The organism is Nocardia neocaledoniensis (assembly GCF_003182135.1).
GTDB lineage: Bacteria > Actinomycetota > Actinomycetes > Mycobacteriales > Mycobacteriaceae > Nocardia > Nocardia neocaledoniensis.
On the sequence record NZ_QGTL01000011.1, the window covers coordinates 183,584 to 208,854 of the forward strand.

General features: G+C 69.1%; 22 protein-coding genes. 11 read left to right on the forward strand and 11 right to left on the reverse strand.

Translation table 11 applies throughout. From position 1 onward, the window contains the following. Positions 1-3: 3 nt before the first annotated feature. The 3 genes from pip to panB all read right to left on the reverse strand — a co-directional run bounded on the left by pip (position 4) and on the right by panB (position 2,329). Positions 4-966, reverse strand: a complete 963-nt coding sequence (gene pip, locus DFR69_RS26090; RefSeq protein WP_110040270.1) for a prolyl aminopeptidase — start codon at positions 964-966, stop codon at positions 4-6. Next, entirely contained in the window at positions 966-1,397 is a 432-nt protein-coding gene (locus DFR69_RS26095; protein WP_110040271.1) for a hypothetical protein, read from the reverse strand. Before DFR69_RS26095 ends, pip begins: the two co-directional genes overlap by 1 nt. A 77-nt stretch (positions 1,398-1,474) precedes the next feature. Continuing rightward, complete coding sequence (panB, locus tag DFR69_RS26100; RefSeq protein WP_110040333.1) at positions 1,475-2,329, reverse strand: 3-methyl-2-oxobutanoate hydroxymethyltransferase; 855 nt, start codon at positions 2,327-2,329, stop codon at positions 1,475-1,477. Positions 2,330-2,542: 213 nt separating this feature from the next. Between panB and DFR69_RS26105 the strand changes: the two genes are divergently transcribed. The 3 genes from DFR69_RS26105 to DFR69_RS26115 all read left to right on the forward strand — a co-directional run bounded on the left by DFR69_RS26105 (position 2,543) and on the right by DFR69_RS26115 (position 8,590). Next, positions 2,543-4,075 carry an alpha/beta hydrolase gene (locus DFR69_RS26105; RefSeq protein WP_244198466.1) on the forward strand — a complete coding sequence of 511 codons (1,533 nt, stop codon included), beginning with the start codon at positions 2,543-2,545 and terminating at the stop codon, positions 4,073-4,075. A gap of 122 nt (positions 4,076-4,197) precedes the next feature. Beyond that, positions 4,198-5,535 carry a glutamine synthetase family protein gene (locus DFR69_RS26110; RefSeq protein WP_110040273.1) on the forward strand — a complete coding sequence of 446 codons (1,338 nt, stop codon included), beginning with the start codon at positions 4,198-4,200 and terminating at the stop codon, positions 5,533-5,535. 40 nt (positions 5,536-5,575) lie between these two features. Then, entirely contained in the window at positions 5,576-8,590 is a 3,015-nt protein-coding gene (locus DFR69_RS26115) for a bifunctional [glutamine synthetase] adenylyltransferase/[glutamine synthetase]-adenylyl-L-tyrosine phosphorylase (protein WP_110040274.1), read from the forward strand. Positions 8,591-8,662: 72 nt separating this feature from the next. Here DFR69_RS26115 and DFR69_RS26120 read toward each other — a convergent pair whose 3' ends face one another. After that, positions 8,663-8,866 carry a cold-shock protein gene (locus DFR69_RS26120; RefSeq protein ID WP_110040334.1) on the reverse strand — a complete coding sequence of 68 codons (204 nt, stop codon included), beginning with the start codon at positions 8,864-8,866 and terminating at the stop codon, positions 8,663-8,665. 180 nt (positions 8,867-9,046) lie between these two features. Between DFR69_RS26120 and DFR69_RS26125 the strand changes: the two genes are divergently transcribed. Together DFR69_RS26125 and DFR69_RS26130 are read left to right on the forward strand one after the other, a co-directional pair. Further along, positions 9,047-10,066, forward strand: a complete 1,020-nt coding sequence (locus DFR69_RS26125) for a hypothetical protein (protein ID WP_110040275.1) — start codon at positions 9,047-9,049, stop codon at positions 10,064-10,066. 115 nt (positions 10,067-10,181) lie between these two features. Next, positions 10,182-12,695: a GmrSD restriction endonuclease domain-containing protein gene (locus DFR69_RS26130; protein WP_110040276.1), complete on the forward strand. Its 2,514-nt coding sequence runs from the start codon at positions 10,182-10,184 to the stop codon at positions 12,693-12,695. On the opposite strand, the gene DFR69_RS26135 is transcribed toward DFR69_RS26130, so the two are convergent. Continuing rightward, a complete protein-coding gene (locus tag DFR69_RS26135) occupies positions 12,692-12,970 on the reverse strand; it encodes a hypothetical protein (protein WP_110040277.1) in 279 nt (92 codons plus the stop codon). The genes DFR69_RS26130 and DFR69_RS26135 overlap by 4 nt on opposite strands. A 93-nt stretch (positions 12,971-13,063) precedes the next feature. On the opposite strand from DFR69_RS26135, the gene DFR69_RS26140 reads away from it, so the two are divergent. After that, entirely contained in the window at positions 13,064-14,014 is a 951-nt protein-coding gene (locus tag DFR69_RS26140; RefSeq protein ID WP_110040278.1) for an endonuclease/exonuclease/phosphatase family protein, read from the forward strand. A gap of 81 nt (positions 14,015-14,095) precedes the next feature. Further along, positions 14,096-15,544, forward strand: a complete 1,449-nt coding sequence (locus tag DFR69_RS26145; protein WP_110040279.1) for a neutral zinc metallopeptidase — start codon at positions 14,096-14,098, stop codon at positions 15,542-15,544. A 1-nt stretch (position 15,545) separates the two neighbouring features. On the opposite strand, the gene DFR69_RS26150 is transcribed toward DFR69_RS26145, so the two are convergent. Genes DFR69_RS26150 through DFR69_RS26160 form a run of 3 tightly spaced genes read right to left on the reverse strand, consistent with a single transcriptional unit; the run spans position 15,546 to position 18,283 of the window. Next, positions 15,546-16,004, reverse strand: coding sequence for a 6,7-dimethyl-8-ribityllumazine synthase (locus DFR69_RS26150; protein WP_110040280.1), 459 nt, complete (start codon positions 16,002-16,004; stop codon positions 15,546-15,548). A 24-nt stretch (positions 16,005-16,028) separates the two neighbouring features. Beyond that, the gene (locus tag DFR69_RS26155; RefSeq protein WP_110040281.1) at positions 16,029-16,865 is read right to left on the reverse strand and encodes an alpha/beta hydrolase; all 837 of its coding nucleotides are present in this window, start codon (positions 16,863-16,865) and stop codon (positions 16,029-16,031) included. After that, positions 16,862-18,283, reverse strand: a complete 1,422-nt coding sequence (locus DFR69_RS26160; protein WP_110040282.1) for a M20/M25/M40 family metallo-hydrolase — start codon at positions 18,281-18,283, stop codon at positions 16,862-16,864. The genes DFR69_RS26155 and DFR69_RS26160 overlap by 4 nt, the downstream gene beginning before the upstream one ends. 119 nt (positions 18,284-18,402) lie before the next feature. Here DFR69_RS26160 and DFR69_RS26165 point away from each other — a divergent pair, with 119 nt between their 5' ends. Next, a complete protein-coding gene (locus DFR69_RS26165; RefSeq protein ID WP_110040283.1) occupies positions 18,403-19,149 on the forward strand; it encodes a DUF4191 domain-containing protein in 747 nt (248 codons plus the stop codon). Positions 19,150-19,204: 55 nt separating this feature from the next. On the opposite strand, the gene DFR69_RS26170 is transcribed toward DFR69_RS26165, so the two are convergent. Continuing rightward, positions 19,205-19,588, reverse strand: a complete 384-nt coding sequence (locus DFR69_RS26170; protein ID WP_110040335.1) for a YrdB family protein — start codon at positions 19,586-19,588, stop codon at positions 19,205-19,207. A gap of 39 nt (positions 19,589-19,627) precedes the next feature. Beyond that, positions 19,628-20,083, reverse strand: a complete 456-nt coding sequence (locus DFR69_RS26175) for an RDD family protein (RefSeq protein WP_110040284.1) — start codon at positions 20,081-20,083, stop codon at positions 19,628-19,630. Between the two features lie 241 nt (positions 20,084-20,324). On the opposite strand from DFR69_RS26175, the gene glnA reads away from it, so the two are divergent. From glnA to DFR69_RS26195, 3 genes are all read left to right on the forward strand, one after another. Then, positions 20,325-21,761 carry a type I glutamate--ammonia ligase gene (gene glnA / locus DFR69_RS26180; RefSeq protein ID WP_110040285.1) on the forward strand — a complete coding sequence of 479 codons (1,437 nt, stop codon included), beginning with the start codon at positions 20,325-20,327 and terminating at the stop codon, positions 21,759-21,761. Between the two features lie 305 nt (positions 21,762-22,066). Further along, positions 22,067-22,735, forward strand: a complete 669-nt coding sequence (locus tag DFR69_RS26190; RefSeq protein WP_146229429.1) for a hypothetical protein — start codon at positions 22,067-22,069, stop codon at positions 22,733-22,735. A 126-nt stretch (positions 22,736-22,861) separates the two neighbouring features. Beyond that, positions 22,862-23,518, forward strand: coding sequence for a DUF7691 family protein (locus tag DFR69_RS26195; RefSeq protein WP_146229430.1), 657 nt, complete (start codon positions 22,862-22,864; stop codon positions 23,516-23,518). 250 nt (positions 23,519-23,768) lie between these two features. Here DFR69_RS26195 and DFR69_RS26200 read toward each other — a convergent pair whose 3' ends face one another. Beyond that, complete coding sequence (locus DFR69_RS26200) at positions 23,769-25,067, reverse strand: lipase family protein (RefSeq protein WP_244198467.1); 1,299 nt, start codon at positions 25,065-25,067, stop codon at positions 23,769-23,771. Positions 25,068-25,271: the final 204 nt, after the last annotated feature.

Genomic DNA, 25,271 nt, shown 5'->3' on the forward strand with positions numbered 1-25,271 from the left:
ACCTCAGCCCCGCTTTCCGAACAGATCCGTCGCCTCGACCAGGTGGTGGGTGATGCCCGGTTCGTGGGCGGTGTGGCCCGCGTCCTCCACGATGTGCAGCGTCGAGCCGGGCCACGCGGTGTGCAGGTCCCACGCGCTCACCGCCGGGCAGACGATGTCGTGGCGACCCTGCACGATGACGCCGGGCAGGTGCGCGATCCGATCCATGTCACGCAGCAACTGTCCCTCGTCGAGAAATCCGCCGTGCCGGAAATAGTGGTTTTCGATCCGCGCGAAGGCCAGCGCGAAGCGCGCCTCACCGGTCTCGGCGATCCGGTCCGGCGCGGGCAGCAGGGAACTGGTCGCGCCCTCCCACGTCGACCAGGCCACGGCCGCGTCCAGTGCCACCCGCTCGTCGGGGGAGTGCAGCAACCGGTGATACACCTCGACCAGATCGCTGTCGCGCTCCTCGGCGGGCACCGGCGCCAGGAACTTCGCCCACTCGGCCGGGTACACGTTGCCCGCCGCGCCGTTGTAGTACCAGTCGATCTCCTTGCGGCGCAACAGGAAGATCCCGCGCAGCACCAGTTCGGTGACCCGCTCGGGGTGGGCCTGGGCATAGGCCAGGCCGAGGGTGGAACCCCACGAGCCGCCGAACACCTGCCACCGCTCGATCCCGAGATGTTCGCGCAGCAGTTCCATGTCGGCGATCAGGTGCGGTGTCGTGTTGAACTCGAGGCTCGCGCCGTCGGCGATGTGCGGCACCGACTTTCCGCAGCCGCGCTGATCGAACAGCACGATCCGGTACACGTCGGGGTCGAAGAATCGCCGTTGCAGCGGGCCGGTGCCGCCGCCGGGTCCGCCGTGCACGAAGACCACCGGCTTGCCCTCGGGGTTTCCGCTGCTCTCCCAGTACACCGACTGGCCGTCGCCGACGTCGAGCAGCCCGTGCGCGTACGGCTCGATCTCGGGGTAGAGCTCGCGCATCACAGCACCAGTCCCGAAGCGAGATCGGGCAATTCGAGCGCGGTGAGCGCCTCGGTGCGCACGTCGGCGCACGACTTCGTGGTGACCCGGTCGATCACCGTCTTGTCGGCGAGCACCTGCTGACCGAGCCCGGCGTTGCGCACCGTCCAGTCGAGCACCATCGCGTTGAGCGAGAGCCGGCCCAGCGTCGGCCCCTGCACCCGGAAGTTGGACAGCTCCGGCCGCAGCATGTCGCACAGCTGGGCCGCTGTGGCGTCGCTGATCGCCGCGTCACCGGTCGCGGCGCCGGGCGTGCTGCTCGGCGCCGCGGTGGTGCTGCTCGCCTCATCCGAGGGCGTGACTTCCACACTGCCGCAGGCGGTCAGGCTCGCGACGGCGAGCGCGCCCGCCAGCGCCAGCCCGGTGCGGATCTTCCAACGGCGATGCGGCATCGAAACCTCTACTCGTGTCGACGGATGTCGTCATCGAGTCTGCCACCTGCCGGCGCGGTGAGGCGCCGGCGCTCGCCTCAGAAGCTGTGCTCGGGACCGGGGAAGGTGCCCCGGCGGACCTCGTCGGCGTAGGCCGCGGCGGCCGCGCGCAGTTCGTCGCCGACCTTGCCGAAGCGCTTGACGAACTTGGCGGTCTTGCCGCTGGTGTAGCCCGCCATGTCCTGCCAGACCAGCACCTGCGCGTCGCAGTCGGCGCCCGCGCCGATGCCGACGGTCGGGATCGTGAGCTTGCGGGTGACCTGGCCCGCCAGCTCGGCCGGGACCATCTCCATGACGACGGAGAACGCGCCGGCTTCCTGTACGGCGAGCGCGTCGGCGATGAGCTGCTCGGCGCCGTCGCCACGGCCCTGTACCCGGAACCCGCCCAGGGTGTTCACGCTCTGCGGGGTGAACCCGATGTGCGCCATCACCGGAATGCCGGCGGCGGTGATCAGCGCGATCTGCTCGGCGACGCGTTCGCCGCCCTCGAGCTTCACCGCGTGCGCGCCGCCCTCCTTCATGAACCGGGTGGCGGTCGCCAGCGCCTGCTGCGGCGAGGACTCGTAGGTGCCGAAGGGCAGGTCGGCGACGACGAGCGCGTGCGGCGCGCCGCGGACGACGCCGCGCACCAGCGGGATGAGCTCGTCGACGGTGATCGGCACGGTGGTGTCGTAGCCGTACACCACGTTGGCGGCGGAGTCGCCCACCAGCAGGACCGGAATGCCCGCTTCCTCGAACAGGCGCGCGGAGGAGTAGTCGTAGGCCGTCAGCATCGACCAGCGCTCGCCCTCGGCCTTCATCTGCTGCAGATGCTGGACGCGGGTCTTGCGGCGGGGCTTGGTCTCGGCGGGAGCGGCACCGTAGGCAGGGGTCTGCTCAGCGGAATCGGACATCATCGTCCCTCTTTCGTCTGGTTCCTCGAGGCCCGAATCGGGTCCCCGGGTTTTTCTGACGAAACCAGTGTGCCACCTCGGGCCGAGCCGATTTAAGGGCCGCACCCGGTGTGATCGGTCACAGCGCCGGTTCGGCTACCGTGAAACCAGCCCAGTCGAGCGGATCGGGCGCATCGTGTTGTGCGCCGTGCGGCGCGGAAAGGTGGGCCCACTGTGCAGCGAGGCCGGCTCGTCGTGCTCTTCGGCGCCCTGTGCGCGCTGACCGTTTCCGGGTGCGCGGTCACCGACGACAGCGCCTCCCGCGCGGAGCTGCCGCCGCCGCCCGCCGGCCTGGAGAAGTTCTACGAACAACCCCTCGAATGGGGTTCGTGCGAGGGATTCGGTGGTCCCGAGGACCGGCTGCCGCCCAGAACCGAATGCGCCAGAGTCACCGTGCCGATCGATTACGCGCAGCCGGACGGCGCGACCGCACAGATCGCGCTGTCACGGATCCCGGCCTCCGGCGAGAAGATCGGCTCGCTGCTGCTCAACCCCGGCGGCCCCGGCGTCTCCGGGCTCTCCACGGTCGCCGTCGGCAACCGCACCGCGCTGGCCGAGAAGTTCGACCGCGTCGGTTTCGACCCGCGCGGCGTCGGCTCCTCACTGCCCGCGATCGTCTGCCTGACCCCGGAGCAGGCCGACGCCGAACGCGCCGAACCGCCGATCGACAACACCCCGGAGGGCATCGCCGCCGCCGAGGCCGACAACCGTGAGTACGCCGACCGGTGCGCCCAGCGCAGTGGCCTCGACCTGCTCGGCCACGTCGGTACCAGGGAGGTCGTCCAGGACATGGACGTGCTGCGCGCGGTGCTCGGCGACGCGAAGCTGAGCTACCTCGGCTACTCCTACGGCACCCGGCTCGGCTCGGCCTACGCCGAGAAGTATCCGCAGCACGTGCGCGCCCTCGTCCTCGACGGCGCCGTCGACTCCTCCCAGGACCCGGTGCAGGAGTCGCTGCGCCAGGCGGCCGGGTTCCAGGGCGTGTTCAACGCCTACGCCGCCGACTGCGCGCAGAACCCCGAGTGCCCGCTCGGCACCGATCCGGCCCAGGCGGTGGCCAGGTTCCGCGCGCTGGTGGCGCCGCTGGCCGACACTCCGGCCGCGACCGCCGACCCGCGCGGCCTCAGCTACGGCGACGCGATCACCGGCGTCCAGCAGGCCCTCTACACCGACGACCTGTGGAACGTACTGTCCCAGGGCCTCACCGAACTGCGCGACGGCCACGGCGACACGCTGCTGCAACTGGCCGACCAGTACGACGGGCGCCGCGCCGACGGCAGCTACGCCAACATCCAGGACGCCTTCAACGCCATCCGCTGCGTCGACGACCCGCGCGTCACCGATCGCGCGATCGTCGGCCGCCAGGACACCGAATACCGCAGGGCCGCCCCGTTCCTCGACGACGGCAGAGGCACCGGCGCCGCCCCGCTGGAACTGTGCGCCTCCTGGCCGGTACCCAACACCAGCACGCCGCACCGGGTGTCGGCGCCGGGCCTGCCGACCACCGTCGTCGTCTCGACCACCGAGGACCCGGCCACGCCGTACCAGGCCGGTGTCGACCTGGCCGATCAGCTCGGCGCCGCCCTGATCACCTTCCGCGGCAACCGGCACACCGCGGCCCTGGTCGCGGGCGATCGTTGCCTCGATTCGGCCGTGATCGACTACCTGGTCGAGCTCGCCGCGCCCGAGCCCGGGCTCACCTGCTGAGACCGGCGTACCGATCACTTCGCGCCGTCAGCGCTGGTGAGATGTGCGCGGAAGATGACCTGATCGCAAACCCGAGCAGCGATGTAACACGGATTTAACGCCGGGTGCTTACGCTCGCCCCTATGGATCGCCAGAAGGAATTCGTGCTGCGGACGCTCGAAGAGCGGGACATCCGCTTCGTACGGCTCTGGTTCACCGATGTGCTCGGCTACCTCAAGTCGGTGGCCATCGCACCCGCCGAGCTCGAAGGCGCCTTCGAAGAGGGCATCGGCTTCGACGGCTCGGCCATCGAGGGCTTCGCGCGCGTGTCCGAGGCGGACATGGTCGCCCGGCCCGATCCGTCGACCTTCCAGGTGCTGCCCTGGGCCAGCTCGAAGGGTCACCAGCACTCCGCGCGCATGTTCTGCGACATCACCATGCCCGACGGCTCCCCGTCCTGGGCCGACCCGCGCCACGTGCTGCGCCGTCAGCTGAACAAGGCCGCCGACGTCGGCTTCAGCTGCTACGTGCACCCCGAGATCGAGTTCTTCCTGCTGGAGAACGGCCTCAAGGACGGCAAGCCGGTCCCCGCCGACAACGGCGGCTTCTTCGACCAGGCCGTGCACGACGCCGCCCCGAACTTCCGGCGCCACGCCATCGACGCGCTGGAGTCGATGGGCATCTCGGTCGAGTTCAGCCACCACGAGGGCGCGCCCGGCCAGCAGGAGATCGACCTGCGCTACGCCGACGCCCTGTCGATGGCCGACAACGTGATGACCTTCCGCTACCTCATCAAGGAGGTCGCGATCGACGAGGGCGTGCGCGCGACGTTCATGCCCAAGCCGTTCTCGCAGTACCCGGGCTCGGCCATGCACACCCACATGAGCCTGTTCGAGGGCGAGAACAACGCCTTCGCCGACCTGGACGACCCGGACAACCTGTCGCAGACCGCCCGCTCGTTCATCGCGGGCATCCTCGAGCACGCGCCCGAGATCAGCGCCATCACCAACCAGTGGGTCAACTCCTACAAGCGCCTGATCCACGGCGGCGAGGCGCCGACGGCGGCCTCGTGGGGCCGGTCGAACCGGTCCGCGCTGGTCCGGGTGCCGATGTACACCCCGAACAAGACCTCCTCGCGCCGCGTCGAGATCCGCAGCCCCGATTCGGCCTGCAACCCGTACCTGACCTTCGCGGTGCTGCTCGCGGCCGGGCTGCGCGGCATCGAGAAGGGCTACGAGCTGCCGCCCGAGGCCGAGGACGACGTGTGGTCGCTGACCGACGCCGAGCGCCGCGCCATGGGCTTCCGCTCGCTGCCCGGCACCCTCGACGAGGCGCTGCAGGCGATGGAGCGTTCGGAGCTGGTCGCCGAGACCCTCGGCGAGCACGTCTTCGACTTCTTCCTGCGCAACAAGCGCCGCGAATGGGCCGATTACCGCAGCAAGGTCACCCCGTGGGAGCTCGAGGAATACCTCAGCCTGTGACGGTGACGTGGCGGTGACCCCGACGAGGTATTTTTAGGGCATGGTCCGGCCACCGACTGCCCGTTCCGCTGTTCCCGGCGTCGGCAGGCTCGGCCTGCTGGAGCCCACCGCGGCGGATTCCCTGCGCCAGCTCGGCTGGGACAACGTCGACGGCGTGCCCGTGCTCTGGGCCCTGTCGCGTTCGCCCGACGCCGATCTCGCGTTGGCCACCCTCCTGCGGCTACGGGAATCGCTCGGTGACGGCTGGGCCGAACTGGATTCGGCGATCCGCTCCGAGACGACCCTGCGCGGCAGGCTGTTCGGGCTGCTCGGTTCCTCGACGGCGTTCGGCGATCACCTCGTCGCGACGCCCGAAGCGTGGAAGATCTTGCGCCGCAAGCATCTTCCCGAGCGCGAGGAGGTCGTCGCCGATCTGCTCGACGCGGTCGACGCGCGTCCGGAGACCGGACCCAACGCCGGACCCATGCTGTTCCGGGCCGAGATCGCGGGCCCGGAGGCGATCGCGTTGCTGCGCGGCAGGTATCGCGATCAGCTGATGCTGCTGGCCGCGATCGACCTGGCCGCCACCGTCGAGAACGAGCCGGTGCCGCCCTACCAGGTGGTCGGCAGGCAGCTGTCGGATCTCGCCGACGCCGCGCTCACCGCGGCGCTGTCGGTCGCGGTCGCGCGGGTCTGCAAGAACGGGCCGGTGCCGGTGCGGCTGGCGGTCCTCGCGATGGGCAAATGCGGTGCGCGCGAACTGAACTACGTCAGCGATGTCGACGTGGTGTTCGTCGCCGAACCGGCCGACGCGACCGCCACCCGGCTGGCCGCGGAGATGATGAGCGTGGGCAGCTCGGCCTTCTTCGACGTCGACGCCGCCCTGCGTCCCGAGGGCAAGGCGGGCGCGCTGGTGCGCACCCTCGACTCCCATCTCGCGTACTACAAGCGCTGGGCCCGCACCTGGGAGTTCCAGGCGCTGTTGAAGAACCGGCCGATGACCGGCGATCTGGAGCTGGGACAGCAGTACCGCGACGCGTTGATGCCGATGGTGTGGACCGCCTCCGAGCGCCCCGACTTCGTCGCCGACGTGCAGGCCATGCGCCGCCGGGTGGAGGACCTGGTCCCCGCCGACCTGCGCGAGCGTGAGCTCAAGCTCGGCGCGGGCAGCCTGCGCGATGTCGAATTCGCCGTGCAGCTCCTGCAATTGGTGCACGGCCGGGTCGACGAGGCCCTGCACGTCACCAACACCGTCGAGGCGCTGACCGCGCTCGCGGCGGGCGGCTACGTCGGCCGTGAGGACGCCGCGAACCTCACCGCCTCCTACGAGTTCCTGCGCCTGCTCGAGCACCGGCTGCAGCTGCAGCGCCTCAAGCGCACCCACACCCTGCCCGCCGGTGACGACGAGGAGGGGATGCGCTGGCTGGCGCGCGCCGCGCACATCCGGCCCGACGGTCGCCAGGACGCGGTCGGCGTGCTGGAGACCGAGATCCGCCGTAATTCGATGCGGGTGCGGCGGTTGCACGCGAAGCTGTTCTACCGGCCGCTGCTCGACTCGGTCGCCCGGCTCGACTCCGACGCGCTGCGCCTGAGCCCCGACGCCGCCGTCCGTCAGCTCGCCGCCCTCGGCTACGCCGCCCCCGCGAACGCGCTCGGGCACCTCAAGGCGCTCACCGGCGGTGTCTCCCGCAAGGGCCGCATCCAGGCCCTGCTGTTGCCGACCCTGCTCGAATGGCTCGGCGACACACCGAATCCCGACGCGGGCCTGCTCGCCTACCGCCGCATCTCCGAGGGCCTCGACGACCAGATCTGGTTCCTGCGCGAACTGCGCGACGAGGGCGCCATCGCCCAGCGCCTGATGATCGTGCTCGGCTCCTCGGAGTACCTGCCCGATCTGCTGATCAACGCGCCGGAGACCATCCGGATGTACGCCGACGGGCCGGGTGGTCCACAGCTGCTCGGCCCGCAACCCGTCGACGTCGCCCGCGGCATCCAGACCGCGGCGGCCCGCTACGACGACCCGGCGCGCGCCGTCGCGGCGGCCAGGTCGCTGCGCAGGCACGAACTGGCGCGGGTGGCCTCGGCGGATCTGCTCGGCATGCTCGACGTGCCGCAGGTGTGCGCCGCGCTGTCGTCGGTGTGGGTGGCGGTGCTCGAGGCCGCGCTCAGCGCCGTCATCCGGGCCTCGGAGGCCGAACGCGGTGGGCCCGCCCCCGCTGACATGGCGGTGATCGGTATGGGCCGCCTCGGCGGCATGGAACTCGGTTACGGCTCCGACGCCGACGTGCTGTTCGTGTGCGATCCCCGCCCGGGGGAGGACGAGACGACTGCGGTCAAGTGGGCCAACGGCGTGGCCGAGAAGGTCCAGCGCCTGCTCGGGGCGCCGAGCACCGACCCGCCGCTCCAGGTCGACGCCGGCCTGCGCCCGGAGGGCCGCAACGGTGCCCTGGTCCGCACGCTGGCGGCCTATCAGGCCTACTACGGCCAGTGGGCCCAGCCGTGGGAGGTGCAGGCGCTGCTGCGCGCGCACCAGGTGGCAGGCGATCAGGACCTGGGGGTGCGGTTCCTGCACGTCATCGACCCGATCCGGTACCCGGCCGGCGGGGTGTCGGCCGAGGCGGTCCGCGAGATCCGCCGGATCAAGGCCCGCGTCGACTCCGAGCGACTGCCGCGCGGCGCCAACCCGGCCACGCACACCAAACTCGGCCGAGGCGGCCTGGCCGACATCGAGTGGACGGTCCAACTACTGCAGCTGCGGCACGCCCACGAGGTGCCCGCGCTGCACAACACCTCGACCCTGCAGGCGCTCGACGTCATCGAGTCCGAAGGCATCCTGGAGCCCGAAGACGTTGCGCTGCTGCGGGAATCGTGGCTCGCGGCGACGGCGGCGCGGAACGCGCTCGTCCTGGTCAAAGGCAAGCCGACCGACCAGCTGCCCGGTCCGGGCAAGCTGCTGTCGGCGGTGGCCAAGGTCGCCGGGTGGCCCAATGACGACGGCAGCGAGTTCCTCGACAACTACATGCGGATCACGCGGCGCGCGAAGGCGGTCGTCGAGCGGGTGTTCGGGGGCGAGTGAGCATGAGAAAGGCCCCGCACCATCGGTGCGGGGCCTTTCCGGATTCACGCTCGAATCGGATTCACAGTCGAATCAGATGGAGCGGACATCCTGAGCCTGGGGGCCCTTCTGGCCCTGGCCGACCTCGAACTCCACGCGCTGACCCTCTTCGAGGGACTTGAAGCCCGAGCCGCTGATGGCCGAGTAATGCACGAAGACGTCGGGGCCGCCTCCGTCTTGGGCGATGAAGCCGAAGCCCTTCTCGCCGTTGAACCACTTAACAGTGCCTTGAGTCATGGTGTTTCTAAGTCTTTTCCGTAGGTGAGCCATGGCGATCTCTGTGATCAGCCCAGTCTCAGCAGCCCAGTATGCCATACTCACCGGCAAACTGTGCAATGCGACCTTCGACACCGCGATCTGGGCGGAGTCTGTCCGCGTGTCGCGGCTGTCGCCCGCCGGATGTGACACGCTGGGCGCATGGGTGCGACCAACGACCAGCCTGCCGGACACCACGACCTCGCCCTGCGGGTGCTCGACGCGCACGTGGCCTTCACCAAGGACCAGCTGCTGCGGCCCGTGGGGTTCCTGGAACTCGCCACCGAGGAGGTCGACGGCCTGCTCGCCGAGGCGCAGGAACTGACCCTGGCCGAGGCGGTCACGCGCGAGCAGATCAAGGGCGTGGCGCACAAGTACGCCGTGCAGATCCCGGTCGAGGGCGCCATCCCCGAACTGGTCGGCGAGATCGCCGCCCGGCTCTACCACCACCAGGCCCAGGACGAGATCCCGGTGGGCGAGGTCGTCGACGACCGGCGCTTCGACGAGCTGGTCTCGGCCGTGGCCGACATGGAGGTGACCCACCGGCTCGTGCGCCTGGTGCTGAGCAGCCCCGTCACCGTCGACGCCTGTGTCGAAGCCGTGCAGCGCGCGGTCGTGGCCGCCGTCGACGAGAACAGGCACGCCGACGGCCACGGCCTGGCCGGATCGCTGCGTGGCGCGCTGGCCCGGCTGGCCGAGCCCGCGCTGCCGGCCATCGAGAACGGCGTCGGCCGGATCACCCGCACCGGGGCGCGCTTCGTACTGCGCGGCAACCGCGACGAGGCCGACGAGGTGCTGCTCGACACCGCACGCGAGACCTGGCGCAAACACACCGACCACGCCATCGGTTCGTTCCGCGATCTCGTCTCGGCCAACGACGTGGAGGACGCCGTCGTCCTCACCTTCGAGTTCTGGCGCACCTTCCGCGACACCGACTACTTCCACGCCCTGCTCGACGAGGGCATCGATCACGTCTTCGACAAGTACGGCGACACCCCGCTGGCCGAGCTGCTCACCGAGCTGGGCATCAGCCGCGCCGATCTCATCGAGGAGGCCCTGCGGTTCGGGCCGTCGGTGCTCGGAAAGCTCGATGAGCGTGGCTATCTCGACACCGTGATCCGCCGCAGGCTGGCGCCGTTCTACGCCTCGGACGCGTTCCGCGCGGCGGTGACCGGCGAGTAGCCCCGCGACCGCGCCGTCGCGAGTTCTGTTCGGCCGCTGGCGCGTCGGGGTATGTCGGTACGATCCGTGCAACGATGGAGCGCTTGCGCTACCGGATCGCGATCGAAAGGCTGCCGTGACACGTCTGTCCTCCCTGCTCGACCAGATCGACTCCGGAGCGGTGCTGCTGCCCGAATTCCAGCGCGGTTACGTGTGGAACAGGGACCAGGTGCGCGGGCTCATGCGGTCGCTGTACCTCGGGTATCCGGTCGGCGGATTGCTGGTGTGGGAGACCGGATCCGAGGACATCGCGGTGCGCGGCGCGGGCGGGGGATCGGGGCTGCGGCAGCTGCTGCTCGACGGCCAGCAGCGCATCACCACCCTCTACGGCATCATCCGCGGCCGGGCGCCGTCGTTCTTCGAAGGCGACGCGGTGGCCTTCACCGGGCTCCACTTCGATGTGGACCGTGAGGTTTTCGAGTTCCAGGTGCCCGGTCGCGACACCGCGCCGACCTGGATCGATGTCACCGAGCTGTTCGCACAGGGACCGGTGCACTACCTGCCCCGGTTCACCGAGGTCGAGCCGGAGACGCTGGCCGCCTACCTGGACCGGCTGAACAAGCTGCGCGAGATCACCCACCGCGAATTCAACGTCGAGACCATCACCGGTTCCGACCGCACGGTCGACGAGGTGGTCGACATCTTCAACCGGGTGAACTCCGGCGGCACCAAGCTGTCCAAGGGCGACCTGGCCCTGGCGACGCTGTGCGCGCAGTGGCCGCAGGCGCGCGGCAATCTGCGCGACCATCTGATCCGCTGGGACAAGGAGGGCTACACCTTCACCCTGGACTGGCTGCTGCGCAACGTGATCGCCGTCGGCAACGGCCGCGCCCACTTCGACGCGCTCGGCGATCTGTCGCCCGCGGAGTTCGAGCAGGCCCTGGCCGCCACGGCGACCCAGGTCGACACCTTCCTCGACACCGTGGCGGGCCGGCTCGGCCTCGATCACGATCGAGTCCTGATGGGGCGCTACGCGGTTCCGGTGATCACCCGGCTGCTGTTCCTCAACGGCGGCCGCTTCGACGACGACCTGCACCGCGACCGGGTGCTGTACTGGTACATCCATTCCGCGCTGTGGGGGCGGTTCAGCGGTTCCACCGAGACCTTCCTGCAGCAGGACTACGAGACCCTCGAACGCGGCGGCATCAACGCCCTCATCGCCTCGCTGGAACGCCTGCGCGGCGGCTCGCTCGACCTGTGCGCCGACGATTTCGGCGGCGCCACCCGCGGCTCGCGGTTCTACCCGCTGCTCTACCTGCTCACCAGGGTCGACGGCTCCCGCGACCTGGGCACCGGCTCCGAGCTGGGCATCGAGCAGCTCGGCGAGCGCAGCCCGGTGCAGGTGCACTACCTGTTCCCGAAGACGACGCTGCGCGACGCGGGGTACGAGCGCAACGAGATCAACGCCATCGCCAACTTCTGCTTCCTGAGCCCCGGCTCCGAGGCCGAGCTGGGCGAGCGCGAGCCGGCCGACTACCTCGCCGAGGTGGAGCGCCGCCATCCGGGAGTGCTGGCCTCGCAGTGGATTCCGACCGATCCGGCGCTGTGGCGGGTGGAGAACTACCGCGAGTTCCTGCGCGCCCGCAGGCTGCTGCTCTCCGCCGCCGCCGACGCCTTCCTGGAGAAGCTGCGCACCGGCAAGCTGCACCGGCCGACCCTGCACACCGTCGGCGTGGCCGGGGTGAGCTTCGGCGATCCCGCGGTGGACCTGGTGAACGCGCTCGTCGAGGATCTGGTCGCCGACGGTTTCGGGTTCCCGCTGCTCGACAGCGAGGTCTCCGATCCGGTCACCGGCCGCGAACTCGCCGTCGCCGAGGCGTTCTGGCCCGAGGGCCTGCAGCCGGGCGTCGGCATGCCGGTGGTGCTGGTGCTCGAACCGGCCAACGCCGATCTGAACCGGTTGTCCCAGCTCGGCTACGCCGTCTTCACCTCCGTCGACGCCCTGCGCGGCTACGTCGACAATCTGCGCGTGGAGGCCTCCGGCGACACCGGCCTCTACGGCCCGGCCGCCGACGTCGCGGCGCTGGCCGAGCGCCTGCCCGCCACCTGGGTCGGCAACTCCGAGCAGGTCTGGTTCCAGTTCGCCTGGAATCTGCTCGAACGCGACCGCGCCGACGGCCCCGACGCGGTCCTGGAAGCCGAGCAGGTCTCGCTGCGCTACATCGCGCTGTGGGCGCTGACCCGCACCTTCTACATCCACGCCTTCGACCAGGGCAATCCGGGGGAGTGGCGCTACTACCTGGGCGACACCATCGGACCGGCGCCGCTGGTCCCGCGCGACTGGCTGGCGCGGCGCGCGATCGCCTCGGGCGCGCTCGCCCCCGGCGCCACACCCGGCGACGAGGACATCGCCATCGCCCTGGTGCACGGTGTCATCGAGGTGGTCGACGATGTCGCCACCGCACTGGCCCACCTGCTCGGCGGGCCCGGCCTGTTCGCCTCGCTGTGGGCCTCGGCGGGTGCCGCAGAGCACTACGGCTATCCGCTGTCCACCGAGCAGATCAACGACCTGATCAACCAGGTCGTCAACGATCCGGCGTCGCGGAAGATCCAGGCCTACAACTGGATCGAGGCCGGACTGCCGCTCTAGGCCGCTGTCGCGCGCCGGAACGTGTCGACGAAGTCGCGCAGCGCGGCGCGGTCCTCGGCATCGACCGGGCGGTGCCCGCGCGCGGCCTCGACGGTGACGGTGGTGCCGGCGCGCAGGTCCAGTTCGGTCCAGCAGACGGGCAGCACCGGCAGCTGCACGGTGCGCTCGGCGACGGTGAGGGTGAGCGCGGAGGTGTAGCGCGCGGCGACGGTCATCAGCGCCTCGACCGCGTCCTCGGTGAGCGGGCCCGCCGCCGTGAATTCCTCGAGGTACATGCCGCCTCCCTTCTGTGCGCCCAGTGTAGGCCCACAGAGATCTCTCGAGGCCGCCATAAGCGGGCCATAACAACGGCTGCTTAGGGTGAGCCCATGATGCGTGAATGGATGGAACGGGCCCTGCTCGTCCTGGGGTGGGGAGCGCTGGTCACGGCCGTGGCCGGGATCGTCTTGCATGTCGGGAACTGGTCGCAGAAGTCGATGGTGCTGCTGGCCTCGGACGCGATGTGGCTGATGCTCGGCGCGGTCGTCGGGTTGATCCTGCTGCTGATCGCGCGCGGCTGGCGCAGTGCCGTCGCCGGCGCGGTGGTGCTGGCGGGCGTGCTGTGGCTGGTCGCGCCGTCCTACATTCCGGAGAGCCGCGCGGCCGCGGGCCCGGAGCTGGTGGTGTTGCAGTCGAATCTGCTGTTCGGGCAGGCCGACCCCGCCGCGGTCGTCGCGGCCGTGCGGGACAACGACGTCGACGTGCTCACCACCGAGGAGCTCACCGACGACGCGATCGAGCGGCTGCGCGCCGCCGGGCTGGACGAACTGCTGCCCTACACCTACCTGGAACCCGCGCGCTCCGGTGGCGGCGGCACCGGCATCTACAGCCGATACCCGTTGCGCGACACCGTGAAATACGACGGCTTCATCATGAGCAACATCTCCGCCACGATGGAACACCCCCAGCGCGGGCCGATCTCGGTGTTCGCCTTCCACCCGATTCCCCCGAACCTGGACTTCGCCGCGTGGTCGGCCGAGATGCGCCGGGTCGACGAGATCCTCGCCGCCGCTGCCTCGCCCGCGATCGTCGGCGCGGACTTCAATGCGACGCACGATCATTCGGCCTACCGCGCCCTGCTCGACGGCCCGTTCGCCTCCGCCGCCGACCAGACCGGCGACGGCATCCTGCTCACCTTCCCCGCCGATCGGCGCTGGGGACCGGTGATCGGCATCGATCACGTTCTCGTCGCAGGTGGAGTGGCACAACAGGTTCGCACGCTCACCATCCCCGGCACCGATCACCGCGCGGTGCTGGCTTCGGTGCGGATGGACAGCTGACCGAAGTCGTCTACCATGTGAGCCGCTCGACAGCGGACCGCAAGGCGTCCGCGTCGGCTATTCCCCGGGGAGGAACAGCGAATGATCAGACGTCGATTCGGCACGGCCGTGGCCGCGGCGGTGGTGAGCGTCGGGATGCTCGTCTCGGGCTGCTCGGCCGAGACCGTAGCCAGTGACAAGGCGGTGCCCACGATGGACAACCCGTGGGAGGTGGCGGGCGCGGCGTCCAGCACCGGACCCAGCGGCCCGCGGCCCGGTGTGCCCGACACCGACAAGAAGGCCGAGAACGGCGACAACGGCGCGATCGACAAGCTCGCGCTCAATGCCATCGCCGATATCGAAGAGTATTGGCAGACCGAGTATTCCAAGACCTTCCGCGGCAGCTTCAAGCCCGCGTCGAAGTACATCTCCTGGTCGGCCAAGGCGCCCGAATCCGAGGCGGTGCAGTTCTGCAAGAGCAGCACCTACAAGCTGGTCAACGCCGCGTACTGCCCGCTCGATCACACCATCGGCTGGGACCGCACGGTCCTGTTGCCACTGCTGGTGAACAAGTACAAGGAGATGGCGGTGGTGATGGTGCTGGCCCACGAGTACGGCCACGCCATCCAGTCCCAGGCCGATCTGCTGCGCGGCTTCCTCACCGACGCCCTGGTGAAGGAGCAGCAGGCCGACTGCCTGGCCGGGGTCTTCCTGCGCCACGTCGCCGAGGGCAACTCCAAGCACTTCACGCTCAACACCACCGACGGCCTCAACGGCGTCCTCGGCGCCACCGTCGCCGTGCGTGACCGCGACCCGAACGACCCCGACGCCGTGCACGGTTCGGCCTTCGAGCGGGTCACCGCGGTGCAGATGGGGTACACCGAGGGCGCGGGCTCCTGCAAGGGCATCAACGAGGAGGAGATCGAGAAGCGTCGCGGCGGCCTGCCGGTCACTTTCGAAGAGGGTGAGCGCGACCAGCAGCTGCCGGTGAACCAGGAGAACCTGAGTTCGCTGGCCACCCAGCTCGGCAAATCCATGCCGGTGCAGAACGCGCCGAAGTTCGACTACAGCGGCGTCACCCGCAATTGCGCGTCGACGACCACCACGGAGCCGGTCTCGTACTGCCCCGGCAGCAACACCATCGGCACCGACCTGCCCGCGATGGCCAAGCGCGCCGGTGAGGGGGCGAGCGGCAAGGAGGAGCCGCTGTCGGCGGTCGTCACCGGCGACTACAACGCGGCGGTGGTCTTCGTGTCCCGCTACGCGCTCGCGGTGCAGCAGGACCGCAAGCTGTCGCTGACCGGCGCCGAGTCGGCGGGCCTGCGCACTGCCTGTCTGTCCGGGGCGCTGACCACGAAACTCAGTGAGCCGAGCAGTGATCCGCGTCTGTCGGCCGGTGACCTCGACGAGGCCGTGTCCGGTCTGCTCGCCGACGGCCTCGCGGCCGCCGACGTCAACGGCAAGGTGGTCGCCAGCGGCTACCAGCGCCTCGAGGCGTTCCGCACGGGTGTCCTCGACGGGGAGCAGGCCTGCCTGACCCAGTTCAAGTAATTCAGGGCGCCGCGGGCAGTGATCGCAGGGAGCTGAGGGTGTTCGCCACCGCGCGGGCGGCCTCGGCTCCCTTCGTCACGAAGTGGTTGGTGTAGTAGTCCACGTGCTCGCTGTGCTCGTGGAAGTGGTGCGGGGTGAGCACCACGGAGAAGACCGGCACATCGTTGTCGAGCTGGACGCGCATCAGCCCGTCGATCACCGCGGTGGCGACGAAGTCGTGGCGGTAGATGCCGCCGTCGACGACGAGCGCGGCGGCCACGATCGCGTCGTAGCGGCCGGTGCGGGCCAGGCGCTGGGCGTGCAGCGGGATCTCGAAGGCGCCGGGCACGTCGAAGACCTCGATCGCGGCGGGGTCGAGCCCGAGGTCGGCGAATTCGGCCTGGAAGCCCTCGTGCGCCTTGTTGACGATCGAGCTGTGCCAGCTGGCGCGGATGAATGCGACGGACGTCGTGGTTGCCATGCGCGGAGTCTACTAGGTCACAAGTTACTCGCCAGTAATGTGCCCGGAGAGCCAGTCGACGAGGTCGCCGAGCACCTGATCGCGCTCGGGTTCGTTGAACACCTCGTGGTACAGCCCGGGATAGCGGATGACGGTCACGTCCGACGAGCCGGTGCCCCGCTCGAGCAGGTCGGCGCTCGTCGGCGCGGCGATCGAGTCCGCGGTGCCGTGCAGCACCAGCAGGGGCGCGGTGAGGGTGGCGAGCCGCTTCTTCACCAGATCGGTGTGCTGCAGGATCTCCACCGCGGTGCGCGCGGGCAGGCGGCCGCGGTACACCAGCGGGTCGTCGTCGTAGGCGCGGACCACCTCGGGATCGCGACTGATCGCCGACGAGTCCAGGGTCAGCACACCGAGATTCGGGGCGAACCGGGTGAGCAGCGGCGCGGCCAGGCGCTGCAGTGGATTGCCCACCGCGATGTCCAGCGGCGGCGCGGACAGCACCGCCCCGGCCACCTCCACCGGGCCGCGGGTGACCAGGTGCAGGACCACCAGGCTGCCCATCGAATGCCCGAGCAGGAAGCACGGCACCCCGCGGTGCGCGGTGCCCGCGAACGCCAGCATCGTCGCCACGTTGTCCGCCGCGGCGTCCAGCGAGACGATATTGGCCGCCGCGCCGTCGGATCGGCCGTGCCCGAGGTGATCGAGGGCGTACACCGCGAACCCGGCCGCGGCCAGGTCGTCACCGACGTGCTCGTAGCGGCCCGAGTGTTCGGCGACCCCGTGCACCAGCACGACCAGCGCCTTGGGGGCCGATTCCGGGAGCCAAGCGCGCCAGGCGATCCGGCCTTCGGCACTGACGAATTCGCCCGTGTCGGTCGTCATCGGCGCGCTCCTTCTCCCTGGGCGGACGCCGCCGCGAGCCGTGCGATCAGGCGCCGATTGAATTCGATCAGTCGAGCGTAGTTGAGCCGGGAGATCCGTTCGTCGGTTCCGTGGATCCGTGCCAGATCCGCCGCCGTCAGCACGATCGGCGCGAAATTGCAGCGCGTCTCGGCCAGGCCGTCGTAGTGGCGGGAGTCGGTCGCGCCGGGCACGAGGCCGGTGGTGGTGACGATTCCGGGGACCAGGTCGGTGGCGAGCTCGGCGATCAGCTCGTACGCGGGGCCCGGACCGGTGACCCGCGAGGGCTCGGAGGCGGCCCCGACGAGATCGATCGCCACGCCGATGTCGCGGATCACCTTGCGGCAGTGCGCGAGCACGGCCGACACCGAATCACCCGGCAGGATGCGGAAGTTCACCAGCGCCTCGGCACTCTGCGGCAACACGTTGGCCTTCACTCCACCGCGGATCACGGTGGGCGCGGTGGTCGTGCGGACCATGGCCTCGGTGCTCGGGGCCGCCGCCAGGATCCGTGCGACCAGCGGCGCGGCCAGCGTGGCCAGCCCGCGCGTATCGGTGAGTTCGAGCAGCTTGCGGTGCGGTTCGGGCAGGGCCACCCGCATCCGGGCGAGCATGTCGGCGATCACCGGGGTGAGCCGCAGCGGCATCGGACGGTCCTGCACTCGGGCCACGGCACGCGCGAGCCGCCCGACCGCGGTCTGCCTGCCCGGCATCGAGGAGTGCCCGCCGGTCTCGGTGACCGACAGCCGCACGGTCGCGTACCCCTTCTCGCCGAGCATGATGCTCGCGACCGGCCGGTCGATGCCGTCGGCGACCCCGTCGGTGATCACCCCGCCCTCGTCGAGCAGCAGCTCGGCGCGCACGTTCTCGGCGCGCAGGTACTCGGCCATCCGCACCGCGCCGCCGTCGCCGAAGACCTCCTCGTCGTGCCCGAACGCCAGGAAGACGGTGTGCCGCGGCCGGATGCCCGCGCCCAGCGCCCACTCCACGGCCTCGAGCACGGCCAGCACCCGGCTCTTGTCGTCGATGGCGCCGCGACCCCAGATGAATTCCTCGTCGACCACCCCGGCGAACGGGGGATGGGTCCAGCGCTGCGCGTCGTCGACCGGGACCACGTCCTGGTGGGCGAGCAGGATCGCCGAGACGTGCCCCGGCTCGGTGCCGTGCCAGCGGTAGAGCCTGCTGTGGCCGAAGGTGGTCAGCGTCAGTTCGGCGTGCACGCGCGGGAACGCGGCCTCGAGGTGGCGGGCCAGCCGGAGGAACTCCGCGTCGGCGGTGTCGGCGGGGTCCTCGGTCGAGACCGTCGCGCAGCGCAGCGCCGCGGCCAGACGCTCGGCGACCTCGTCGGTGACGCCGGCGGTGACGGGGGAGCTGCTCGGGTTCTCGATGATCGGGTGCACCTTGGCATTCTCGCCGGTGCCCGGCCCGTTCGCCGCCGAAGACGGCCGAATCGCGGGATTCGGGTCGCAGGCGTCATGCGGTCAGACGGGGCGGCGGCGCGCCCTCTAAGCTGAGATACATGGCAGGAGGCAAGGGCGGCAAGCCGTCGAAGGAAGCCAAGGCCGCGGCTAAAGCGGCACGTAAGCAGGCATCACGCGAGCGACGTCAGCAGTTGTGGCAGGCGTTCAACATGCAGCGCAAGGAAGACAAGGCGCTGCTGCCGCTGATGATCGGCGCGCTCGTCGGCACCACGGTCGTGTTCTTCCTCATCGGTCTGATCTTCGACATGCAGTGGTTCCTGCTGCCGCTGGGTCTGCTGCTCGGTGTGCTGTTCGCGTTCATCATCTTCGGACGCCGCGTGCAGAAGAACGTCTACCGCAAGGCCGAGGGCCAGGCGGGCGCGGCGGCGTGGGTGCTCGACAACCTGCAGGGCAAGTGGCGCGTGGCCAACGGCGTCGCGGCCACCACCCAGCTCGACGCGGTGCACCGCGTCATCGGCCTGCCCGGCGTCATCTTCGTCGCCGAGGGTTCCCCGCAGCGGGTGAAGTCCCTCATCCAGCAGGAGAAGAAGCGCACCGCCCGCCTGATCGGTGACACCCCCATCTACGAGGTGATCGTCGGCAACGACGAGGGCCAGACCCCGCTCAAGGATCTGCAGAAGTTCCTCACCAAGCTGCCGCGCAACATCGACGTCAAGCGGATCGACCAGATCGAGGGCAGGCTCTCGGCGCTGTCCTCGCGCAGCGGCGGTCCCGCCATGCCGAAGGGCCCGATGCCCCCCGGCGCCAAGATGAAGGGCATGCAGCGCGCCATCCGCCGCCGCTGACCCCCGGCTTCCGACGAGCCCGGTACCTGATCGCAGGTACCGGGCTCGTGTCGTCTCAGGAGTTCGCGGACCGCCCGGTGAGCAGCCACAGAACCCGGTCGTACGCCAGCAGGTGATAGCCGACCAGGACGATCACCGAGGCCAGCGCGAGCCGGGGCAACCCGGCGGCCCACAGGGCGACCGCGCCGCCGAAGAGCACGACGAACTCGACCAGCAGACGCGCCTGACCGGGGACCGGCACCGATGCCTCGCCGTTACGGCTCGGATCGCCGGGAACGGCGAAGGTGCCCCACAGCACCGCGGCCGCGATCGGCAGCACGACGACGAGCAGATAGCGCCAGGGCGAGTCGAACGCCCGCCAGCCGTACACCCCGAAGGAGACGACGGCGATCAGTTCGAGCAGAAAGCGGACGGCCAGCAGGGCCGGATTCAGTGACACGGCCACAGCGTAAGGCCGTGGCGGCCGCGCCGCGCCCGGTCAGCGGGCGTTGACCAGGGCGGTGCCGGTGGCCTGGTCGTGCATGCCGCGACCGTCGGCGTCGGTGAACAGGGCGGGCACCACGAACACCAGCAGGACCTGCCTGGCCAGCGCGCGCACGAAGCCAACGGCCACCGGGGCGTCGATGCGGACCACGCGCAGCCGCAGGAAGTACTGGCCGGGGGTGAAGCCGAACAGCGTCACCGCGGCCACACCGATCACGAACCACACCAGCAGCGGCATCGACGAGGAGGCGAAGCTGCGGGTGATCACCGCCGCGACACCGACCGCGATGAACCAGTCCACGAACAGGGCGACGACGCGGCGCCAGGTCGGGGCGAGGGAGCCGGCGCCCTCCCTGGGCAGCCCGTAGAGCTCGCCGGGGTAACCGGATGTTTCCTCGTCACCCGGTTCGGCGGGGTTGCCGGAGAGCCAGGTGCCGGTGATGCGTGCCATGGCTCCCAGGATAGAGGCGGCCCAGGACGCGCATTGGTGGAGGTCACGTCGCTGCGCCTGGTCGCGGATGGCAGGATGAGCAGGCAGGTCGCGGCCGGATGGCAGACATCACCCGGAATCCGGCACGCGTAACACTGGCGAAACACAGCCTTGACTGTAGGGAAACACCGCGTCCATACCGTCAGGTCGCGACGAACCCATGCATCGTGAACGGCTGGGAACCGATCCGTAAGGAGAACAAGTGACGTTCAGCACGGCCGAAGAGGTCATTCAGTACATCAAGGAACAGGACATCGAGTACGTCGATATCCGCTTCTCCGACCTTCCCGGCGTTCAGCAGCACTTCTCGATCCCGGCCAAGGCGTTCACCGCCGACCTGGCCGAAGAGGGTCTGGCGTTCGACGGCTCCTCGGTGCGTGGCTTCCAGTCGATCGACGAGTCGGACATGCTGCTGCTCCCCGACTTCAGCACCGCTCGCATCGACCCGTTCCGTGCCGCGAAGACGCTCAACCTGAACTTCTTCGTGCACGACCCGTTCACCCGCGAGGCCTACTCCCGCGACCCGCGCAACATCGCGCGCAAGGCGGAGGAGTACCTGCGTTCGACCGGCATCGCCGACACCGCTTACTTCGGTGCCGAGGCCGAGTTCTACATCTTCGACGGCATCCGCTACGGCTCGGGCATGAACGGCTCGTTCTACGAGATCGAGTCCGTCTCCGGCTCGTGGAACACCGGCAAGGAGTTCAACCCGGACGGTTCGCGCAACCTGGGCTACAAGGTCCGCAACAAGGGTGGCTACTTCCCCGTCGCCCCGTACGACCACTACGTCGACCTGCGCGACAAGATCTCGACCAACCTGCAGAACGCGGGCTTCGAGCTCGAGCGCGGCCACCACGAGGTCGGCACCGCCGGTCAGGCCGAGATCAACTACAAGTTCGGCACCCTGCTGTCCGCCGCGGACGACCTGCAGCTGTTCAAGTACATCGTGAAGAACACCGCGTGGCAGGAAGGCAAGTCCGTCACCTTCATGCCGAAGCCGCTCTTCGGCGACAACGGCTCGGGCATGCACGTGCACCAGTCGCTGTGGAAGGACGGCAAGCCGCTGTTCCACGACGAGGCCGGCTACGGTGGTCTCTCGGATCTGGCGCGTCACTACATCGGCGGCATCCTGCACCACGCCCCGTCGCTGCTGGCGTTCACCAACCCGACCATCAACTCCTACCACCGTCTGGTGCCGGGCTACGAGGCCCCCATCAACCTGGTGTACTCGCAGCGCAACCGCTCCGCCGCGGTTCGCATCCCGGTCACCGGCAACAACCCGAAGGCCAAGCGCATCGAGTTCCGCGCGCCGGACTCCTCGGGCAACCCGTACCTGGCCTTCGCCGCCATGATGATGGCCGGCCTGGACGGCATCAAGAACAAGATCGAGCCGATGGCCCCGGTCGACAAGGACCTCTACGAGCTCCCGCCGGAGGAGGCCAAGAACATCCCGCAGGCCCCCACCAGCCTGGCCGCGGTCATCGACCGCCTGGAGAACGATCACGACTACCTCACCGAAGGCAACGTCTTCACCGAGGACCTGATCGAGACCTGGATCCAGCTCAAGCGCGACAACGAGATCGCCCCGGTGAACCTGCGTCCGCACCCGTACGAGTTCGAGCTGTACTACGACGTGTAAGCCTGACCTGCGGGAACGGGCCTGATTGGCCCGTTCCGTCCGCAGTGGGTACGCAGTAAGCGGTTTCGAGTCCACCCGCTCCGTGATCACAGACGCGATCATGCGGCGGGTGGACTCGTCTGTATCCGGCCACAAGTGACCGAAGGTGTCGAGCGTCGTCTTGGCAGTCGCGTGCCGCAGTCGGGCGTGCAAGACCTTGATATTCGCGCCGCCGGCGATCAGCAGCGAGGCCAGGTAGTGCCGGAGGTCGAAGCCCCATAGTGCCGATTTCAGTGCGGGTACCAGCGCCTGGCAAGGTCTTGTGAATGGGTACCTGGACCGACCAATTCCTCGCCCCATACGAGGCAAGCCTTCCGAAGGCGGCAGACTTCGCCGAGTTGGCGGCGAGCATGATTCGGTATCAGGTGGCGTGCGCGCCCTGGACACTGGTCGCCGGAGACCTGTCCGCCAATGCCGAACTACCCTATGTCGGGATTCTCGGCGATATACGACGGAGTGTCCGCGACGGTTCGCTGACCGTGGGCGGCGAACGAACCACCGACACCACCGAACGTGCCGAGTGGGAAGAAGACCAGGTGCCACCATGGGGCCAAGCCTTGGAGTCGGGCCGGGTGCTGGCTACAGGGAGCGACCCGGAGGATATCGCGGTCGCACTCTCCGCCGCCCCGTACAGTCGAGAGGACCTCGCCATCGTCTTCGACCAGCTCGACTTCAGCAATCCCGAAGTGCTGAAATACTTCTGGATGGAGGACAGCCGAATCCAGCTGACCTGTTTCGCGCTAGCCCGCCCACAATCCCGGCCGTTGTTCGCCGATACGCTCGCTGATCCCGACGACGGCCCTGTGCACCCGGTGCAGGCTTTCGTATCGGTCGGTTACAAGCTCGGCGGCGGCCGCTATCCGTGTCCGGCGATCGCGGATGCCGTAGTGCGAGTTCTGGGTCCAGGCCTGGTGGTGGGTCAGACAATCGGTTGAACGGCCCGGCAATTCCTTCGGTGCGCGAGGCGCCGACACTTGCCCGCGCGGGCGAACGTCCGCTCATACCGATGAGCGAGCATCCCAGCGCCCGTTCTTGTCGGTGCGCCTTGCGACCATGGGCGCATGGGTAGTCACTGCATCGAGTTGCGTAGCGCAAGGCTCGACAACGTTCTTTCGTTCATCGGCGCAACATCATTGACCGCGAATCAGGTGCGTGCCCTCGACACGATGAAGGATCGAGCAACCGCCTATCAGGACACACTCGATCACCAAGACATCTTCTGGGATCTGTCCATACCCGACGCGCTCGATCACCTGGTCCGTGGTCGGGCCGATACGCCAGGAGAATGCGCAGGCTGCGCGTATCACGCCGCGCTGCAGATCATCATCGCCAGCGTTGGTTCCGATCCCGCTGAGGTCGGGTACTTTCGCAACCCCATCTCGTACTTCTTCGAGCTGGACAAGGAACTTCAACGCTGTGGCGTGCCCCAGGAACTGTGTTCGTTCGGGTTCCTGTTTGCCGGGCCGCCGGCCGAAATCCCCTTCCGGATACCGGGTTCGCTGGAGGGACACCCCGAGGTCGGCCACCTGGCACGGTCACGAGCGAAAGCTGTCGCCGAGGCCTATCGGGCGGTCATCGACAAGATCGATCAAGACTTCGTCGACGATCTCACCACCCTGGTGGAGAAGCTGGAATTCGAGCACGAGACCTGGCTGCGCGAGCAGGAACGAGGTCCCAGTTGGTCTGTCGCGGACACCCTCTTCTTTTCGACCGATTGACCACGTCGATCCCGGGACAAGCGCACTCTTCTGGCGCATACCGCGCTGACCGGAACAGTCAGTGGCCTTGTCGATCGAGCCCTACGGCAGCCACTGAAGCGCACGCTACGGTTCACCAGGCTTGGCTGATCGAGGAGCGACCGATCATCCAAATCGTCGTGATGGGCTGACGTCCGCGGCAGTACCCGAGTCCGCCCGTTCCGTGATCACGGAACGGGCGGACTCATCTGTCTGCGGCCGGGAGGTCGCGTCAGGGAGTATCGAGCGCCATGGACTGCACCGTGCGTGTCGAGCAGCCGTCCGGCGCGGCCTGTCCGGCGAGGCGTTCATCGATCCAGCGCAGGACTGCGGTCGTCGCCGCCATCTGGAGGCTGACGTGTTCGCTCAGCTGGTCTCGCGTGTAGGTGATCGGCGCTCCCGCCGCGCACCATTGTGCCACCGCCTTGTCGGGTGCCGCGATGGTGACGATCTCGTCGTGTACGGCGTTGTAGAGGTACATCGGTGGGGTCGAGGCACCGGGGCTGAAGTCCAGCGCGGCCAAGGATCCCTGTACCTCCTCCAGCAGTCGCGAGAAGGGGATCGTGAGGTGGTCGTCCATGCGTACGAAGGCGTGCTGAGCGACGTTCGGCGTGACGCACTTGCTGTCACCCGCGGCCATCAGGGCGCGCCCGGCCGGCGTCAGATACTTGTCGAACGCGGCCGCCAGCAGCGGATCGGCGCGCATCATGCCGGGCAGCAGCGACGGCAGGAAGCCGGAGAACGGACCGCCGTCGAGCGTCGCCAGGTAGGGGGCGATGGGTGCCGTCCAGCCACCCATGGCGACTCCCACCAGCCGTAGTTCGGGCGCGTAGGTCGGTTGCGTCTGCGCGACCCAGCTGGTGCCGTACGACCCACCGGAATAGCCCATCGCCGCGACGGGAGTGTCGGTGCCGGACAGGCCGAGCGGTGCGAAAGCCTCGGCCGCGCGCACCCCGTCGAGCGCGGCGTAACCCGGCTGGCGCGGGGTGAACATCGCCCCCTTCGGCCCCTCCCAGTCCGGGACGGAAATCGCGTGACCTGATGTCAACATCTGGTCGATCTGCATGAAATCCAGTGAGGCATCGTACTTGTCCGGCGCTCCCTGCCTGAGTACGTACGACGGCGCGCATTGCGGCGCCGACGCATCTGTGGCGGGCTGATAGCTGATCAATCCTTTGACCTGTCCGGTGCGCGGACGCAGCACGGTCGTCACGGTCGCCATGGGTCGGCCGTCGGTATCGGTGGTGCGATACAGCAACTGCCACGCATCGGCGTCCTGCGCCTGTGGACCCAGCGAGGCCACTTCGACCGGGCGCGAATTCAGGATGGTGCCAGGCACTTCCGTCTCCCAGCCCGACGGCGGGGTGTAGAACGGGTCGTGCTGCGGAGTTGTCAGCGGAGCCGCGTTCCCGATCGCCATGGGCGTGCTGGTGCAGCAAAACACGGCCGAAACCGCGATCAGAACCGAGCGCAACTGACCGCGCTTCCTGGGTGAACACGTTGCAGTTTTGTTTGGCATGACGCCGCCCATCTGTCGGCTCCCTCCTTGGGTGGGGCGCCCTCCCGCGTATCCCCCTGAAGGCAGCCACAGTACATACCCGGTTCCGGGTGGAGGCCCGAAACTGGCGACAAAGGTCGCGTCTCTCGTGTGAATGCTGCTGCCCTAGCTGCGGTTCGGCATCGGGTCTGGTTCTCGGTTCGCCACCGCGAACTCTGAGCTCTCCGGTTCGGTGAT